Source organism: Streptomyces nigra (assembly GCF_003074055.1).
In the GTDB taxonomy this organism is placed as follows: Bacteria; Actinomycetota; Actinomycetes; order Streptomycetales; family Streptomycetaceae; genus Streptomyces; species Streptomyces nigra.
On sequence record NZ_CP029043.1, the window covers coordinates 3,873,032 to 3,890,374 of the forward strand.

The 17,343-nt window shown below is 71.5% G+C and carries 12 protein-coding genes; 6 read left to right on the plus strand and 6 right to left on the minus strand.

Annotated features, from left to right (window positions below; genetic code table 11):
• The first annotated feature begins 20 nt into the window (after positions 1-20).
• Complete coding sequence (locus DC008_RS17915; RefSeq protein ID WP_108707834.1) at positions 21-815, plus strand: carbon-nitrogen family hydrolase; 795 nt, start codon at positions 21-23, stop codon at positions 813-815.
• Positions 816-857: 42 nt separating this feature from the next.
• Here the strand turns inward: DC008_RS17915 and DC008_RS17920 are convergent, their stop codons facing one another.
• Positions 858-1,355 (minus strand): LURP-one-related/scramblase family protein, encoded by a 498-nt coding sequence (locus DC008_RS17920; RefSeq protein WP_108707835.1) that lies wholly within the window; start codon positions 1,353-1,355, stop codon positions 858-860.
• 87 nt (positions 1,356-1,442) lie between these two features.
• Here DC008_RS17920 and DC008_RS17925 point away from each other — a divergent pair, with 87 nt between their 5' ends.
• On the plus strand, positions 1,443-3,269 hold the full coding sequence (locus tag DC008_RS17925; protein ID WP_108707836.1) for an NHL domain-containing thioredoxin family protein: 1,827 nt from the start codon (positions 1,443-1,445) through the stop codon (positions 3,267-3,269).
• Here DC008_RS17925 and DC008_RS17930 read toward each other — a convergent pair.
• From DC008_RS17930 to DC008_RS17940, 3 genes are all read right to left on the minus strand, one after another.
• Positions 3,257-3,502, minus strand: a complete 246-nt coding sequence (locus DC008_RS17930; RefSeq protein ID WP_108707837.1) for a DUF6458 family protein — start codon at positions 3,500-3,502, stop codon at positions 3,257-3,259. The two genes, DC008_RS17925 and DC008_RS17930, sit on opposite strands and share 13 nt — an antisense overlap.
• A 97-nt stretch (positions 3,503-3,599) precedes the next feature.
• Positions 3,600-4,895, minus strand: a complete 1,296-nt coding sequence (locus DC008_RS17935; RefSeq protein ID WP_055621122.1) for a M18 family aminopeptidase — start codon at positions 4,893-4,895, stop codon at positions 3,600-3,602.
• Between the two features lie 141 nt (positions 4,896-5,036).
• On the minus strand, positions 5,037-6,863 hold the full coding sequence (locus DC008_RS17940) for an acyl-CoA dehydrogenase (RefSeq protein WP_055621123.1): 1,827 nt from the start codon (positions 6,861-6,863) through the stop codon (positions 5,037-5,039).
• A gap of 194 nt (positions 6,864-7,057) precedes the next feature.
• On the opposite strand from DC008_RS17940, the gene DC008_RS17945 reads away from it, so the two are divergent.
• The 3 genes from DC008_RS17945 to DC008_RS17955 all read left to right on the plus strand — a co-directional run bounded on the left by DC008_RS17945 (position 7,058) and on the right by DC008_RS17955 (position 9,958).
• Positions 7,058-7,543: an SseB family protein gene (locus tag DC008_RS17945; RefSeq protein WP_108707838.1), complete on the plus strand. Its 486-nt coding sequence runs from the start codon at positions 7,058-7,060 to the stop codon at positions 7,541-7,543.
• 212 nt (positions 7,544-7,755) lie between these two features.
• Complete coding sequence (locus DC008_RS17950; protein WP_108707839.1) at positions 7,756-8,736, plus strand: pirin family protein; 981 nt, start codon at positions 7,756-7,758, stop codon at positions 8,734-8,736.
• 127 nt (positions 8,737-8,863) lie between these two features.
• On the plus strand, positions 8,864-9,958 hold the full coding sequence (locus DC008_RS17955) for an AI-2E family transporter (RefSeq protein ID WP_108707840.1): 1,095 nt from the start codon (positions 8,864-8,866) through the stop codon (positions 9,956-9,958).
• Here the strand turns inward: DC008_RS17955 and DC008_RS17960 are convergent.
• Positions 9,892-12,075 carry an ATP-binding SpoIIE family protein phosphatase gene (locus DC008_RS17960; RefSeq protein ID WP_108707841.1) on the minus strand — a complete coding sequence of 728 codons (2,184 nt, stop codon included), beginning with the start codon at positions 12,073-12,075 and terminating at the stop codon, positions 9,892-9,894. The two genes, DC008_RS17955 and DC008_RS17960, sit on opposite strands and share 67 nt — an antisense overlap.
• 190 nt (positions 12,076-12,265) lie before the next feature.
• Here DC008_RS17960 and aspS point away from each other — a divergent pair, with 190 nt between their 5' ends.
• Complete coding sequence (gene aspS, locus DC008_RS17965; RefSeq protein ID WP_108707842.1) at positions 12,266-14,029, plus strand: aspartate--tRNA ligase; 1,764 nt, start codon at positions 12,266-12,268, stop codon at positions 14,027-14,029.
• Between the two features lie 80 nt (positions 14,030-14,109).
• On the opposite strand, the gene DC008_RS17970 is transcribed toward aspS, so the two are convergent.
• Entirely contained in the window at positions 14,110-17,286 is a 3,177-nt protein-coding gene (locus DC008_RS17970) for an FG-GAP repeat domain-containing protein (RefSeq protein ID WP_108707843.1), read from the minus strand.
• Positions 17,287-17,343: the final 57 nt, after the last annotated feature.

A 17,343-nucleotide genomic window follows, 5' to 3' on the forward strand; every position in this document is an offset into this window, starting at 1 on the left:
AATGCCAGGACGGTGGTAGTGTGCGCGCCTCTTTGCTCCAGATCGACGTGAATGAGGACGAATCGGTGGAATCGCGCCGGGTGAGGGTCGCCTCCCTGGTACGAGAACAAGCCGGAGCGGATCTCGTCGTCCTGCCCGAGCTGTGGACCACCGGCGCCTTCGCCTACGAGGGGTTCGGCACCGAGGCCGAACCGCTCGAGGGACCCACGTACGAGGCGATGGCCAAGGCCGCGAGCGACGCCGGTGTCTGGCTGCACGCCGGGTCCGTCCCCGAGCGCGACCCGGACGGTCCGCTCTACAACACCTCGCTGGTCTTCTCCCCCTCCGGCGACCTCGCCGCCGCCTACCGCAAGATCCACCGGTTCGGCTTCGACAAGGGCGAGGCCGTCCTGATGGGCGCCGGCCGGGATCTCGTGACGGTCCGGCTGCCCGACACCACCCTGGGCCTCGCCACCTGCTACGACCTGCGCTTCCCCGAACTCTTCCGCGGCCTCGTCGACGCCGGCGCCGAGACCCTTGTGATCCCCGCCGGCTGGCCGGAGCGCCGCCGGGCGCACTGGACGCTGCTCGCCCAGGCCCGCGCGGTGGAGAACCAGGCGTATGTGCTCGCCTGCGGAACGGCCGGGACGCACGCGGGAGTTCCACAGGCCGGCCACTCCATCGTCGTGGACCCCTGGGGCGAGGTGCTGGCCCAGGCCGGACCCGGCGAAGAGGTCCTCACCGTGGAGTTCGACCCCGGCCGGGTCGCGGTGACACGGGATCAGTTCCCGGCCCTGAAGGACCGGGTGCTCGGGCTCGACCCGCCCCGGCGCTGAGCCGCGCCCCGGCGGTGAGCCCCGCGCGGTGCCGGCCGCGCCTCAGTCGTCCCCGCGCTCCTTCTCCGCCAGGTGGATCACACACACCGCCACCGCGATCAGCAGCGCCGGGTCGGCGTCCTCGCGCACCACGTCCACGCCGTACGTCTCCCGGACGTGCAGCCAGCGGCGCGAGACCACGGCGAGCAGTTCCCTGTCGTACTCGACGGCGAACTCCCGGTCGAGGATCCTGCCGCTGACATCGAGCTCGGTGCTGCCGTCCGCGAGGGCCACCCGGTAGTGGTTGCGCAGCAGCGACAGCCGCTTGCGCCGGATCGTCGCCAGCGGCCGGCCGTCCCGCTCGATCACCATGGTGTCGCGCAGGGCGAACATCTTCTGCCGGATGTCGATGAGGACGCGGCCCTGCACGTCCTTCAGCTCGAAGGTGTCCCGCACCCGCATGGCCTTGCCGTCGACGAGGAAGACCTTGTTTCCCCGGTCGTCCTCGATCCAGTAGTCGTCACCGAAGCCGAGCAGCCGGTCCCGCACGAGAAATCTCATGCCACGAGGGCTTCCCCGCCACCGGCCCCGGAACCACGCCTGTAGGCCGTCGGGCTGACTCCGCGCGGCCGGTGGCACCCTGGGGACATGACCGACCGAGCACCCCGGCACGCCCGCGTCCGCGCCCCCGAGCTGACCGGCGCGGGCGGCTGGCTCAACACGGGCGGCCGCCCCTACACCCTGGCCGAGCTGCGCGGACGCATCGTGATCCTCGACTTCTGGACGTCCGGCTGCGTCAACTGCCTGCACGCCATCGACGAACTGCGTGAGCTGGAGGCGAAGCACCGGGACACCGTCGTCGTGGTCGGCGTGCACTCGCCGAAGTTCGCGCACGAGGCCGAGCACACCGCCGTCGCCGACGCCGTGGAGCGGTACGGCGTCGAGCATCCCGTCCTGGACGATCCGGAGCTGGTGACCTGGCGGCAGTACGCGGTGCGGGCGTGGCCGACGCTCGCGGTGATCGACCCGGAGGGGTACGTCGTCGCGCAGCTCTCCGGCGAGGGACACGCCGACGCCATCGGACGGCTGGTGGCCGAGCTGGAGGCCGAGCACACGGCGAAGGGCACGCTGCGGCGCGGGGACGGGCCGTACGTGGCGCCGGAACCGGAGCCGACCGTGCTGCGCTACCCCGGCAAGGTCATGGCGCTGCCCGGCGGCGGGTTCCTGGTCAGCGACACCACCCGGCACCGGCTCGTGGAGTTCGCCGAGGACGGCGAGAGCGTCGTACGGCGGATCGGCTCCGGTGCGCGCGGGTTCACCGACGGCCCCGCGGAGGCGGCGTCGTTCGCCGAGCCGCAGGGCCTGGCGCTCCTGCCCGACGGGTCGGTGGTGGTCGCCGACACCGTCAACCACGCGCTGCGCCGCCTCGACCTCGCGACCGGCGCCGTCACGACGCTCGCGGGCACCGGACGCCCGTGGCGGCGGGGCGCGGCCACGACGGGCCCGGCGCGGCAGGCGGACCTGTCCTCACCCTGGGACGTGGCGGTGTTCGCCGGGCGGGTGTGGATCGCGATGGCGGGCGTCCACCAGCTGTGGACGTACGACCCGGCGGCGGACACCGTCGCGGTGGCGGCGGGGACGGCGAACGAGGGGCTGGTCGACGGCCCGGCGGACGAGGCGTGGTTCGCCCAGCCGTCGGGGCTCGCGGTGTCACCGGACGGCGAACGGCTGTGGGTGGCCGACGCGGAGACCAGCGCGCTGCGCTGGGTGGACCGGGACGGCGTGGTCCGTACGGCGGTCGGCACCGGGCTGTTCGACTTCGGGTACCGCGACGGCCCGGCCGGGCAGGCACTGCTCCAGCATCCGCTGGGCGTCACGGCGCTCCCGGACGGCTCGGTCGCGGTCTCCGACACCTACAACCAGGCGCTGCGCCGCTACGACCCGGCGACCGGTGAACTCTCCACGCTCGCCACGGATCTGCGGGAGCCGTCGGACGCGGTGACGGTGGGCGCGGACATCGTGGTCGTGGAGTCGGCCCGGCACCGGCTGACCCGGCTGCGGCTGCCGGAGGACGCCCTGGAGGGCGCGGCGGAACGCCGAACGCGGCGGGACGTCATGGACGTGGCCGGCGAGGTCGTGCTGGACGTGGTCTTCGAGGCCCCGGCGGGGCAGCGGGCGGACGACCGGTACGGGCCGCCGGCCCGGCTGCTGGTGTCCGCGACGCCCCCGGAGCTGCTGCGCACGGGCGAGGGCGCGGGGACGTCGCTCTCCCGCGCCCTCGTGTTCGACCCGTCCGCCGGGCCGGGCGTCCTGCGTGTCTCGGCGACGGTCGTGTCCTGCGACGACGACCCCGAGATCCCGTATCCGGCCTGCCATGTGCACCGGCGCGACTGGGACGTCCCCGTCCGGCCGGCCGCCCGGGGCGCCGAGCGTCTGCCACTGGTGTTCGCGGAGCCGGACGCTCAGACGCCGTAGCCGTCGCTGTAGCCGTCCCGCCGGTGGGGTTCTTCGCCGACGACCGGGGTCGCGGGCGGCACCACCACGCGCTTGCGCCGGGCGATGCTGCTGAAGGTCGTGACGCCGATCAGGCCCACGATCATCAGGATGACCCCGACCAGGTCGAGGTTCACCCCGTCCATCTCCCAGTCGGTCGCGAACGTGAGGATGGCTCCCGCGGCGATGAGGATGATGCACCCGCCGAGGCCCATGAGTGTCGCCTCCTGTCCGGTCCGGACGATCCGGTCCGGACGTCCGGGTACCCCGGTCGGAGACGCTCACACCGCGGCGTCGGCGCGCGGTCCTCAACTACCCCTCCAGGAACGCCGCCAGGGAGTTCGCGAGCAGCCACGGGTCGTCGACGCCGCACAACTCCCGTGCGCTGTGCATGGAGAGGATGGCCACGCCGATGTCGACGGTGCGGATGCCGTGCCGCGCGGCGGTGATCGGACCGATGGTGGTGCCGCACGGCATGGAGTTGTTGGAGACGAACGACTGGAAGGGGACGTCCGCCTTCTCGCAGGCCGCCGCCCACACCGCACGGCCCGAACCGTCCGTGGCGTAGCGGTTGTTGACGTTGACCTTGAGGATCGGGCCGCCGTTGACGCGCGGGTGGTGCGTGGGGTCGTGCCGCTCGGCGTAGTTGGGGTGCACGGCGTGGCCGGTGTCCGAGGAGAGACAGACGGTGCCGGCGAAGGCGCGCGCCTTGTCCTCGTACGAGCCGCCGCGCGCGAACACCGAGCGCTCCAGGACGCCGCCGAGCAGCGGGCCGTCGGCGCCGGTGTCGCTCTGGGAGCCGTTCTCCTCGTGGTCGAAGGCGGCGAGCACCGGGATGCAGGGCAGCCCGGCGCCGGAGCCGGCCACGGAGGTCAGTGCGGCGGTCCCGGCGTGGACGGAGAGCAGGTTGTCCATGCGCGGGCCGGCCAGCAGCTCCTTGTCGCGGCCCAGGTAGGCGGGGGGCTCGACGGAGTGGACCATCAGGTCCCAGCCGGTGACCTCGCCGGGGGCGATGCCGGCGGTCTCCTCCAGGAAGGCGATCAGGTCGCCGTCGCGGACGTCGCCGAGGCCCCACACGGGCTGCAGATGGCGCTGCTTGTCGAGCTTGAGGCCGTCCGTGGACACCGCGCGGTCGAGGTGGATGGCGAGCTGGGGGACGCGCAGCAGCGGCCGGTCGACGTTGACCAGCCGGGTCGAGCCGTCCCGCAGGGTGAGCCGGCCGGCGAGGCCGAGGTCGCGGTCGAGCCAGGAGTTGAGCAGCGGTCCGCCGTAGATCTCGACGGCGACCTGGCGCCAGCCGTGCGCACCGGTGTCGGGGAGCGGCTTGACCCGGAGGTTGGGGGAGTCGGTGTGGGCGCCGACGATCCGGAACGGCGTGTGGGGCGCCGCGCCCTCGGGGACGTACCAGGCGACGATCGCCCCGCCGCGCAGCACGTACTTGCCGCCGCTCGACCCGTCCCAGGCGTCCGTCTCGGCGACCTGGCGGAAGCCGGCCTTCTCGAGCCGTTCGGCGGTGTTCGCCACGGCGTGGTACGGCGACGGGCTCGCCGCGAGGAAGGACATGAGGTCGTCGGTGTGGCCGCGGTCGAAGCGGGGGGGTGCGCTCATGGGTTCACCTTAACGACGTGCGAGGGCCCGCTCCCGTGAAGGGGAGCGGGCCCTCGTGCGGGCGATGTGGATTGTCCGTGAGTGACGGGAACAGCCCGTTGCCGGTGAGCCGTTCCCGCGCCCGGCGGGTCCTTCGAAGGACTAGAAGGCCGCCTCGTCCAGCTCCATCAGGTCCAGCTCGACGTTCTCGGCGAGCTTGCGCGCGCCGGTGACGCCCGGCAGGACGTTGGCCGCGAAGAACTTCGCCGCCGCGATCTTGCCGGTGTAGAACGCCTTGTCCTTGGCGGAGGCCGTCGGGAGCTTCTCGGCGGCGATCGCGGCGCCCTTGAGCAGCAGGTAGCCGACGACGACGTCACCGGAGGCCATCAGCAGGCGGGTGGTGTTCAGGCCCACCTTGTAGATGTTCTTGACGTCCTGCTCGGTGGCCGCGAGGTCGGTGAGCATGAGGCCGACGATGGCCTCCAGCTCGACGGCCGCCTTGGCCAGGTGCTCGCGGGCGCCCGCCAGCTCCTCGCCGCCCTCGCCGACCGCCAGGAACTTCTTGATGTCCTCGGCGAGCGAGTTCAGGGCCGCGCCCTGGTTGCGGACGATCTTCCGGAAGAAGTAGTCCTGGCCCTGGATGGCGGTGGTGCCCTCGTACAGGGTGTCGATCTTGGCGTCCCGGATGTACTGCTCGATCGGGTACTCCTGCAGGAAGCCGGAGCCGCCGAAGGTCTGCAGCGACTGGGCGAGCTGCTCGTAGGCCTTCTCGGAGCCGTAGCCCTTGACGATCGGCAGGAGCAGGTCGTTGAGCGCGTGCTCGGTCTTGGCGTCCTCGCCGGCCGCCTCCTTGACCTGGATGGCGTCCTGGACGGAGGCCGTGTACATCACCAGGGCGCGCATGCCCTCCGCGTACGCCTTCTGCGTCATGAGGGCGCGGCGCACGTCGGGGTGGTGGGTGATGGTGACCTTGGGGGCGCTCTTGTCCATGAAGTTCGCCAGGTCGGGGCCCTGGACGCGCTCCTTGGCGTACTCCAGCGCGTTGAGGTAGCCCGTCGACAGCGTGGAGATCGCCTTCGTGCCGACCATCATGCGGGCGAACTCGATGATGCGGAACATCTGGCGGATGCCGTCGTGCTTGTCGCCGATCAGCCAGCCCTTGGCGGGGTGCTTGTCGCCGAACGTCATCTCGCAGGTGTTGGACGCCTTCAGGCCCATCTTGTGCTCGACGTTCGTGGCGTAGACGCCGTTGCGCTCGCCCAGCTCGCCGGTCTCGAAGTCGAAGAGGTACTTCGGGACGAGGAAGAGGGACAGGCCCTTGGTGCCGGGGCCCGCGCCCTCGGGGCGGGCGAGCACGTAGTGGAGGATGTTCTCCGACATGTCGTGCTCACCCGACGTGATGAAGCGCTTCACGCCCTCGATGTGCCAGGAGCCGTCCTCCTGCTGCACGGCCTTGGTGCGGCCGGCGCCCACGTCCGAGCCGGCGTCCGGCTCGGTGAGGACCATGGTGGAGCCCCACTGCTTCTCGGTGGCGAACTTCGCGATGTGCTTCTGGACCTCGTTGCCCTCCTCGAAGAGGATGCCGGCGAACGCGGGGCCCGAGGAGTACATCCACACGGCCGGGTTCGCACCGAGGATGAGCTCGGCGTAGGCCCAGATGAGGGAGCGGGGCGCGGTGGTGCCGCCGATCTCCTCGGGCAGGCCGAGACGCCAGTACTCGGAGTCCATGAAGGCCTGGTAGCTCTTCTTGAAGGACGCCGGGACGGGCGCGGTGTTGGTCTCCGGGTCGAAGACCGGCGGGTTGCGGTCGGCGTCGGCGAAGGACTCCGCGAGCTCGTTCTCGGAGAGGCGGGTCAGCTCCTCGAGGATGCTCTTCGCGGTCTCGACGTCCATCTCCTCGAACGGACCCGTGCCGTACAGCTTGTCGCGTCCGAGTACTTCGAAGAGGTTGAACTCGATGTCGCGGAGGTTCGACTTGTAGTGCCCCATGGTCACGGCTCCGTAGCGGGTCGGCGAGGCACTGGATCCTCGCGCTAGTTCACGTACCAACAAGTAGCTACGATGATGCTACCCGCCAGTAATAAGACGCAACCCCGATCCCGGATCTGTGACAGGTCCCACCGGATCGACCTTGGTGGCCGTACCCCTCCGCGGGCGCGGTCGCTGTCGGTACGCTTGCGCGCATGTATGGATACGGCCAGCCCATGGACGGTGGTGCTGCGCAGCAGCAGTACGCCCCGCCGCCGCAGCAGCCCATGGCCGGTGGTGTCGGCGGGTACGGCCAGCAGCCGCCGCTCTACCCCGAGCCGTCCGCGCCGTCCCTCGCGGACGCCGTGCGCGCGTTCACCACGGGCCAGCTGGCCGCCGAGGACTTCCAGCAGATCTTCGCCACGTCGAAGGTCTACTGCCCGCGCGGCGACAACCCCGGGTTCCTCGCCCTGCACAACACCCAGCAGCCGGTGATCCCGATGTTCACCTCGCTGAAGGAGCTGCGCCGGTACGCGGGCAAGGAGTCCAAGTACTTCGTCATCACCGGCGCCGAGGTGATCGACCTGCTGCCGACCGGCTACGGCTTCGTCCTCGACATGGAGGGCGAGCACCGCATGGTCTTCGACGCGAAGGCCGTCGAGCAGATGGTCGAGTTCGCCATGCGCCGTATGTACGGCTAGTGACCGCCGGTACGGCCCGCCCGCACGGCCGGAACGCACCGGACCAGGTGGTCCGGAGCGGGTGACCCCGGCGCGCCCGCCGCGCGCCTGCTGTCACACTGAGCCGCTTTCCCGGATCAAGCGCCCGGAGGGAATGCCCTCCGGGCTTTGTGCGTTCGGGGTGGCAAGAAGTTCAACGCTCAACTAAACTGGCCGCACAAGGAGGTACCGACATGCCTGCAGTGACCGTCGAGAACCCGCTGACGCTGCCCCGCGTCGCCGCGCCCGCGGAGGCCGTGGCCCGTCCCGTGCTCACCGTCACGACCGCGCCGAGCGGTTTCGAGGGTGAGGGCTTCCCGGTGCGCCGCGCGTTCGCCGGGATCAACTACCGCCATCTGGACCCGTTCATCATGATGGACCAGATGGGCGAGGTGGAGTACGCGCCGGGCGAGCCGAAGGGCACCCCCTGGCATCCGCACCGCGGCTTCGAGACCGTCACCTACATCATCGACGGGATCTTCGACCACCAGGACAGCAACGGCGGCGGTGGCACGATCACCAACGGCGACACCCAGTGGATGACCGCGGGCTCGGGCCTCCTGCACATCGAGGCGCCGCCGGAGGCCCTCGTCATGTCCGGCGGCCTCTTCCACGGCCTGCAGCTGTGGGTGAACCTCCCGGCCAGGGACAAGATGATGGCCCCGCGCTACCAGGACATCCGCGGCGGCAGCGTCCAGCTGCTCACCACGCCCGACGGCGGCGCGCTGCTGCGTGTCATCGCCGGTGAGCTGGACGGGCACGCCGGTCCCGGCATCACGCACACGCCGATCACGATGATCCACGCGACGGTGGCGCCGGGCGCCGAGGTCACCCTGCCCTGGCGGGAGGACTTCAACGGCCTGGCGTACGTCCTGGCGGGCAAGGGCTCGGTCGGTGCCGAGCGCCGTCCGATCCATCTCGGCCAGACCGCGGTCTTCGGCGCCGGCGGCTCGCTGACCGTCCGCGCGGACGAGAAGCAGGACTCCCACACGCCGGACCTGGAGGTCGTCCTCCTGGGCGGCCGGCCCATCCGGGAGCCGATGGCCCACTACGGCCCGTTCGTGATGAACACCAAGGACGAGCTGATGCAGGCCTTCGAGGACTTCCAGAAGGGCCGCCTCGGAACGGTCCCGGCGGTGCACGGCATGAGCGCCGACGGTCCCGACCAGGACTGACCGGCACACGGCGCACGAAGAGGCCCGCGGCCACACCGACACGGTGCGGCCGCGGGCCTCCTCCCGTCCGTCACCCGCCCGGATCGCCGCGCACGACACCCGGCCCCGCTCATGATCCGCTGGAGGGGTGCAGGCTCCCCCACCGTTGCTGCCCGGGCCCGTCCGCCGCCTCGCCGCGTGGTGTGCCGTCTTCCTGCTCGTCGCCGGGGTCGTCTACGTCGGCATCCTGCTGACGGTGGAGCTGAGCACGGCGGTCGTCCCCGTGCTGCTCGCGCTGCTCGGGACCGCGCTGCTGGGCCCGCTGCACCGGCGGCTGGTCAAGGCGGGCGTGAACCGGTCGCTGGCCGCCGGGCTCACCTGTGTCGCCGTGGTGGCGGTGGTCGGCGGGGCCGTCTACATCGTCGCCGCCGCCGTCGTGGAGAGCGGCGACGAGATCGTCGCCTCGCTCCAGCAGGCCGGACGCGATCTCACCGAGCGCTTCGGGCCCGCCGGGACCTCGCTGGACGACCTCGCCGGCAACTCCCGCGAACTGCTCTCCAAGTTCGGCGGGACCGCCGCCTCCGGTGTCATCAGCGGGGTCAGCGTGGTCGGCGAGACCATCGCGATCGGCGTGCTCGCGCTGCTGCTCGTCTTCTTCTTCCTGCGCGACTCCGACCGGGCCGCCGGCGTGCTGCGCTCCCTGGTGCCCCGGCACAGCGGCGACATGGCCGAGGCCATGGCCCGGCGGGCCTTCCGGGCCGTCGAGGGGTTCATGCGGGGGACCACCTTCATCGCCCTCATCGACGCCCTGTGCATCACCGTCGGCCTGCTGATCCTCGACGTACCGGGCGCGGTCGGGCTCGGCGCGCTCGTCTTCATCGGGGCGTACATCCCCTATCTGGGCGCGTTCATCTCGGGTGCCGTCGCCGTGCTGGTCGCGCTCGCCGACCGGGGGTTCGTCATCGCGCTGTGGGTCCTCGGCATCGTGCTCGCCGTGCAGCAGCTGGAGGGGCATGTGCTGACCCCGATGATCCAGAGCCGCACGGTCCAGATGCACCCGGCCTTCGTCATGGTGACGATCACCGCGGGCGCGTCCGTGGCCGGCATCCTCGGGATGCTGCTCGCCGTGCCCCTGACGGCCGCCGCCACCGGCGTCGCCCATGAACTGAGAGAGCGTTACGCCCGCCCCGACCCGCCCGGCGCCACGGCCGTGCCGGAGCCGTCGCCGCCGCCGGACTCGTAGAGCTCGAACCAGATGGTCTTGCCCTCGCCCAGGGGGTCGACGCCCCAGGCGTGCGCCAGCAGCTCGATCAGGACCAGTCCCCGCCCGGACGACGCCAGCTCTCCGGGCCGGCGCATGTGCGGCAGATCGTCGCTGGGGTCGGACACCTCGATCCGCAGCCGGCGCTCCCCCGTCCCGCCCCGCACCTCGGCGCGGAGCAGGGCGTCCGCGTCGGTGTGCACCAGGACGTTCGTCAGCGTCTCGGAGAGCAGCAGGACCGCCGAGTCGACCTGGTCGGGCACCGCCCAGTCGTGCAGCAGCTCCCGCAGCTGCTGACGCGCCACGGCCACGCGCTCCGGCTCCGCCTGCGCCACCGACATCATCGTGCGGCGGACCGAGGGCCGTCCGGGGGCCCGGGTGCCGGACGGGCCGTCCCCCTGCCGGCGCAGCAGCAGGACCGCGATGTCGTCCTCGCGCCGGTCGGCGAGCGGGCCGGGGGTGTGATGGGAGGACGGGCCGTGGACGGCCTGGACGAGCGCGTCGGCGAGGGACTCCAGATCGCCGTCGTGGCCCTCCAGGACCGTACGGATCCGGCGCCAGCCGGTGCCCAGGTCGTGGCCGCCGGTCTCGATCAGGCCGTCCGTGCAGATCAGCATGGTCTCGCCGGGTTCAAGGGCGAGCGTGGTCGTGGGGTAGTCGGCGTCCGGGTCGATGCCCAGGGGCAGCCCGCCGGCCGTCGAGCGGTTCAGCACCGTGCCGTCGGCCATCCGGATGGCCGGGTCCGGGTGACCGGCGCGGGCGACCTCCAGCACCCCGGTCACCGGATCGACCTCCACATACAGACAGGTCGCGAAGCGCAGTGCGGCAGGGTCCTCCTCGGCGGTGCCGAACGTCATGCCGTGCAGGAAGCGGGAGGCGCGGGAGAGCACGGCGTCGGGGCGATGGCCCTCGGAGGCGTAGGCGCGCAGTGCGATCCGCAGCTGGCCCATCAGCCCGGCGGCCCGTACGTCGTGGCCCTGCACATCGCCGATGACCAGGGCGAAGCGGCCGGCGCCGGAGGACGGGCCCCCGGGCAGCGGGATCATGTCGTACCAGTCGCCCCCGACCTGGAGCCCGCCACCGGTCGGGACATAGCGTGCGGCGACCGCCATCCCCGGTATCTCGGGGCCCAGCCGGGGCAGCATCGACCGCTGGAGGCCGTCCGTCAGCTCCCGCGCGGTCTCGGCGGCCTCGGCCCGGGAGAGGGCCTGGGCGAGCATGCGGGCCACCGTCGTCAGCACCGAGCGCTCGTCCGGGGTGAACGCGACCGGATAGGCGAACGCGGCCATCCAGGCGCCCATCGTGCGGCCCGCCACGACCAGCGGCAGGAACGCCCAGGACCGCCGGTGGAAGCGGGCGGCCATCGGCCAGGTCGCCGGATAGCGCTCCTTGTACTGCTCGGGGGAGGACAGATAGACCGCGCGGCCGGTGCGGATGACCTCGGAGGCCGGGTAGTCCGACTCCAGGGTCAGCCCCTTGAAGGGGTCCTCGTCGCCGGGCTCGTAGCCGTGGTGGCCGATGACCGTCAGCCGGTCGCCCGTCACGCCGAACACCGCGAGTCCGTCCGGGGAGAAGCCCGGCATGGCCAGGCCCGCGGCGACCCGCAGCACCTCCGACGTCGAGCGTGCCTCGGCCAGCGCCCGGCCCGCGTCCAGCAGGAACGCCTCCCGTGAGCGCCGCCAGTCACCGGTGACGGCGGTGCGCTCCGAGGAGGTGCCCGGCGCCGGTTCGGTGACCTCCTGGAGGGAGCCGGTCACCTCGAACGTGTGCTTCTCCTGGTCGAAGGCGGCGTGGAAGCGGCTGCGCCCGACCCGGACGACCCTCCCCCGGTCGTCCATGATCCGTACGCGCGCCTCCCCGAGCGTGCCCTCGGCCACGGCGAGCTGGATCACGGAGGTGATCTCGTTCCAGTCCACCGGATGCAGACGCGACCGGACCTGGGCCTGACTGAGCGTGCGGGGTTCGGCCGGCAGCCCGAGCAGCCGTGCCGCCTCCGCGTCGACCGTGACCAGCCCCGTCTCGGTGTCCCAGTGCCACAAACCGGTCGCGAGGACGGTGAGGACCTCCTCCACGGCGGGCAGGGCCTCACCAGTGCGCATGGCCCCACTCTAAGAAGAGCTGATCGCACACTGCCACCGAAGCCGTCGCGGTCCGGCGCTTCGGGGCGCGGGAAAACGGTGGGGAGGCGATCACGGGCTGCCCGGTAGGCTTGGGTGGAGTTTCACGTGAAACAAAGCCTCTCCTTCACGGGAACCACGCCCCCGATCCGCGAAGACTGGATGAACGACGATGCATCGGTACAGGTCCCACACCTGCGGCGAGCTCCGCTCCTCTGACGTCGGCACCGACGTCCGGCTGAGTGGCTGGCTGCACAATCGGCGCGACCTGGGCGGCATCCTCTTCATCGATCTGCGCGACCACTACGGCATCACGCAGCTCGTGGCCCGCCCCGGCACCCCCTCCTACGAGGCCCTGGACAAGGTCTCCAAGGAGTCCACGATCCGGATCGACGGCAAGGTCGTCTCCCGTGGCGCCGAGAACGTGAACCCCGACCTGCCCACGGGCGAGATCGAGGTCGAGGTCGGCGAGGTCGAGGTGCTCGGCGCCGCCGCCCCGCTGCCGTTCACGATCAACACCGAGGACGGGGTCAACGCGGAGCGGCGCCTGGAGTACCGCTTCCTGGACCTGCGCCGCGAGCGCATGCACAAGAACATCATGCTGCGGTCGTCGGTCATCGCCTCGATCCGCTCGAAGATGGTCGCCCTCGGCTTCAACGAGATGGCGACGCCGATCCTGTCCGCGACGTCCCCCGAGGGCGCCCGTGACTTCGTCGTCCCGTCCCGGCTGAACCCGGGCAAGTTCTACGCCCTGCCGCAGGCGCCGCAGCAGTTCAAGCAGCTGCTGATGATCTCGGGCTTCGACCGGTACTTCCAGATCGCGCCCTGCTTCCGTGACGAGGACGCCCGCGCCGACCGCTCGCCGGGCGAGTTCTACCAGCTCGACGTCGAGATGAGCTTCGTCGAGCAGGAGGACGTCTTCCAGCCGATCGAGAAGCTCATGACCGAGCTGTTCGAGGAGTTCGGCAACGGCCGCCACGTCACCTCGCCGTTCCCGCGCATCCCGTTCCGCGAGGCGATGCTCAAGTACGGCTCCGACAAGCCGGACCTGCGCGCCCAGCTCGAACTGGCCGACATCACGGACATCTTCGAGGGCTCGGAGTTCAAGGCGTTCGCGGGCAAGCACGTGCGCGCGCTGCCGGTGCCGGACGTCTCCGCCCAGCCCCGCAAGTTCTTCGACCAGCTCGGTGACTTCGCGGTCTCCCAGGGCGCCAAGGGCCTCGCCTGGGTGCGGGTCGGCGAGGACGGCGGGCTGACCGGCCCGATCGCCAAGTTCCTCACCGAGGAGAACGTCGCCGAGCTGACCAAGCGCCTCGCGCTGGCCCCCGGCCACGCGGTGTTCTTCGGCGCGGGCGAGTTCGACGAGGTCTCGAAGATCATGGGCGCGGTCCGCGTCGAGGCCGCCAAGCGCGCCGGCCACTTCGAGGAGAACGTCTTCCGCTTCTGCTGGATCGTCGACTTCCCGATGTACGAGAAGGACGAGGAGACCGGCAAGATCGACTTCTCGCACAACCCCTTCTCGATGCCGCAGGGCGGTCTTGAGGCCCTGGAGACCCAGGACCCGCTGGACATCCTGGGCTGGCAGTACGACATCGTCTGCAACGGCGTCGAGCTGTCCTCCGGCGCGATCCGGAACCACGAGCCGGAGATCATGCTCAAGGCGTTCGAGATCGCGGGCTACGACCGTGAGACGGTCGAGGAGAAGTTCGCCGGCATGCTGCGCGCGTTCCGCTTCGGCGCCCCGCCGCACGGCGGCATCGCCCCCGGCGTCGACCGCATCGTGATGCTGCTCGCCGACGAGCCGAACATCCGCGAGACGATCGCCTTCCCGCTCAACGGCAACGCCCAGGACCTGATGATGGGCGCGCCGACGGAGCTGGAGGAGGCCCGGCTGAAGGAGCTGCACCTGTCGGTGCGCAAGCCCCAGCCGAAGTAGTCGCGACGCACGAAAGGGCGGTGGCCCGGAACCGCGGGGTTCCGGGCCACCGCCCTTTCGCATGGCCGACCCGAGAAGGGTCAGGACACGAACTTGTAGCCCTTCCAGCCGGTCGCGATCTGCGTCCGTGAGCCGAACGAGCCCTTGCCGTCTCCGTTGTTGCGCCACAGGTAGCCGTTGCTGTCCCGGGAGACCAGGTCCGGCTTGCCGTCGTCGGTGATGTCGCCGACGCCGACCACGGTGTTGTAGGAGCCGCCCCAGTTGGAGAAGACCTTCACGCGGGCGGCGAAGGTGCCGTCGCCCTTGCCGTTGTAGCGCCACAGCGTGTTCGCCGAGTCCTGCACGAGCAGGTCCGCCTTGCCGTCGCCGGTGATGTCGCCGACGCCGACGATCTTCCGGTGGCTCTTCCAGTCGGAGTAGAGCGTGACCCGGGAGGAGAGCTTGCCGGTGCTGGTGCCCTTGAACAGATAGACCGTGCCGGTCGAGGACGCCCGCGCGATCAGGTCAGGACGGCCGTCCCCGGTGACGTCACCGGGCGAGGTGAGCACGTTGTACTGCGTCCAGCCGCTGCTCGCCAGCGTCGTGTACGACGTCGAGGGTGTCACCGCCTTGCCGCAGCCCGGCTTGTACAGCCGCAGCGCGCCGCTGCTGTAGCGGACGAGGACGTCGTTGCAGCGGTCCCCGCTCAGGTCGCCGAACGGGACGGCGAGAACGCTGGTCGCCCAGCCGCTGCCGGTGTACTTCGAGCTGAACTTGCCGGTGCCGGTGCCGCTGTGGAACGTCAGCCCGCCCGAGGAGTTGAGGGTGAGCAGGTCGCCGCGGCCGTCGGGACCGTCGGGGCTGGTGTGGTCGTGGCGGACGGCCGCGCCCCGCGAGAGGAAGGCGGAGCCCGAGCTCACGGTGAGCGCGGAGGACGTCCCCTGGGCGGTCGCCTTCAGCGTCCAGGTGAACTTCCCGGTCGGGAACCAGCTGCCGCCCGAGGTCTTGCCGTTCCAGGTGGCCGACACCAGATCCTGCGCGGCGCCACCGGTGATCGTGCGGGTGGCCTTGCCGGCGGCGCCGCTCTGCAGCGACGTGAGGGTCAGCGACCACGAGCCGACCGGACGGGACAGGTACCAGAAGCCGGTGAGCGGCTCGGCGCTGTCCACGTAGCTCGACACGTTGGTCTCGAAGGCCGTGAGCGGCGACGGCGTGACACCGGTCGTCGCGACATGGGTCTGCTCGAAGGAGTCGAACCAGGCGACCAGGCCGGTGTACTCGTCGACGGTCCAGCGGTAGCGCCGGTCGACGGGCCCGTGGTCCGGCAGGCCGGAGGCGATGATCCGGCTGGTGCCGGTCGCCGCCTCGGTGAGGACCAGCCGTCCGGCCGCGTGGTCGTGGCGGACGGTGAAGCCGTCGCCGAGCAGTACGTCGCCGGGGGTGACAGCCCGGGAGGTGCGGGCCGTGCTGTCGTACACGCCCCCCGAGGCGCTTCCGCAGGCCCAGTACACCCAGCGGCCCGCCGCCTGGAGCTCGCTCGGCACACAGGACAGGCCTGGCACGGTGACCGTGGCGAGGGTCTTGCCGGTGGTCATGCTGTACGAGGTGAGCTGCCCGGAGGTCGTGGTGGCGCTCCACAGGGTGGGGCCGTTCAGCGCGGCGGCCCGGACGGACCGCTTCAGCTTCTGGCCCTGGCCGAACTCACCGACGTACTGCGTCGGCGAGGAGCCGCCCGAGTTGTAGACGGCGTGGTCGTCGGAGACGTCCACGAGGGTGCCGCCCGCCGTGTGGAACTCCAGCGTGTGCGAGCCGATCGAGTCGATCCGGTCGGCGTTCTCCAGACCGCTGCCGCCCTCGTCGCCGTCGTAGTACGTGCTGAGGTGAACGTCGCTGGAGCGGCCGTCGCGGTAGCGGCCCCACAGCGCCGAGCAGGCGGTGTCCGGGTAGGGGCACTTGGCGACGATCGAGGTGCTCGCCGTGGCGGCGGACGCGGTGAGCTTCGCGCCGCCGTCGGTGGTGAGGGTGCGCACGGAGGTGCTGTCGGCCGAGCGGTTCGGGTCGTCCTCGGCGACGCGGAGACTGCCGCGCGCGAGGGCGATGCCGGTCTTGGTGTTCTCGTACGGCGGTACCTTGAGCAGCTTGGTCAGCTGCGGGGTGCCGTCGGGTCCGGCGCTCACGCGCTGCACCCACCAGTCGGCGGAGGTGGTGCCGCCGGTGACGAGGGCGCCGCCGCCCGGGGTGGCGACGGGGTTGCCGTACGACGCGCTGAGCAGCGTTCTGCTGGTGCCGTCGGTCAGCGAGACCGCCTTGACGCCGGGGGCGCCCGCCAGGACCAGCCAGTCGCCGACCAGGGCCGGCGTGGGGACAGGTGTGGTGGTGTCGGCGGAGCCGGGCACCGGGACGGTCTCCGCCGCGGTGAGGTCGGCGCGCGGCTTGAGGTGCAGACCCGCGGCCTTGGTGTACCAGCCGACGCGGTCCTCGGTGAGCAGCACCTCGGGGGTCGTCTCGCGGGACAGGCCGGTGAAGACGGGGGTGAGGTGCGCGGCCGCGAAGTCCAGGTAGGCGACGGTGTACGTCGTGAGGTCGCCGTTCGCGTCGCGGTCCGGGTAGGTCAGCAGCGCGCCCTTCGCATCACCGGTCCGCCCGAAGTTGTTCTCCCATACCCCGCCTGCCGGGAACCCGGTGACCGCCCGGTCGCGCTGGACGCCGTCGACCAGGTCGACCAGGTGCGGGACGTATCCCTCGCCCTCGCGCTCGATCGCGACCGTGGTCGTGCCGTAGGTGCCGATCCGGGACGCGGACGAGCGCAGGTCCACGGTCCGCAGGGCGCCGCCGCCCGGGCTCCACAGGGTCACCGGGTCGCCGTAGCTGCGGTGCGGCAGGGCGACGGTGTCGGCGCCCTGCCCGAACACGCCGGAGGCGCAGCGGGACCCGAGGTCGTAGCAGCTGGTGGTGGTCGGCTTGTAGACGCCGGACGCGTCCTCGACGGTGACGGTGGTGCCGTCGTCGTAGTCCGTCCAGAGCAGCCCGGCGACATTGGCCTGCCGGTGCAGGAAGCCGGTCTCGCCGGCCACGAGCACCCGGTCGCTGCGCCGGGTCTCGTTGCGCGGGGCGTCCAGGACGATCTCCGTGGTGGCGGGTGCCGCGTTGGTGGTGGCCGCCTCGGCGCGGCCGTCCCGCGCCCCGGAGAAGAAGGTGATGGTGCCGGCCGCAAGGGCGGCCGTCAGCGTGGAGACGAGGACGGTGCGACCGCCCCGTCTCAGGGCGTGTCTGCCCACGTGAGGTTCCCTCCCCTACGAGGGCCCCTGCCCTCGCACAAGTGGCCGAATGCTACC

What these genes read in the sequence shown, in the direction of transcription:
- DC008_RS17920 (WP_108707835.1), bottom strand. Translation starts at nt 1,355, where the DNA reads ATGAGATTTCTCGTGCGGGACCGGCTGCTCGGCTTCGGTGACGACTAC.
- DC008_RS17925 (WP_108707836.1), top strand. Translation starts at nt 1,443, where the DNA reads ATGACCGACCGAGCACCCCGGCACGCCCGCGTCCGCGCCCCCGAGCTG.
- DC008_RS17930 (WP_108707837.1), bottom strand. Translation starts at nt 3,502, where the DNA reads ATGGGCCTCGGCGGGTGCATCATCCTCATCGCCGCGGGAGCCATCCTC.
- DC008_RS17935 (WP_055621122.1), bottom strand. Translation starts at nt 4,895, where the DNA reads ATGAGCGCACCCCCCCGCTTCGACCGCGGCCACACCGACGACCTCATG.
- DC008_RS17940 (WP_055621123.1), bottom strand. Translation starts at nt 6,863, where the DNA reads ATGGGGCACTACAAGTCGAACCTCCGCGACATCGAGTTCAACCTCTTC.
- DC008_RS17945 (WP_108707838.1), top strand. Translation starts at nt 7,058, where the DNA reads ATGTATGGATACGGCCAGCCCATGGACGGTGGTGCTGCGCAGCAGCAG.
- DC008_RS17950 (WP_108707839.1), top strand. Translation starts at nt 7,756, where the DNA reads ATGCCTGCAGTGACCGTCGAGAACCCGCTGACGCTGCCCCGCGTCGCC.
- DC008_RS17960 (WP_108707841.1), bottom strand. Translation starts at nt 12,075, where the DNA reads ATGCGCACTGGTGAGGCCCTGCCCGCCGTGGAGGAGGTCCTCACCGTC.
- aspS (WP_108707842.1), top strand. Translation starts at nt 12,266, where the DNA reads ATGCATCGGTACAGGTCCCACACCTGCGGCGAGCTCCGCTCCTCTGAC.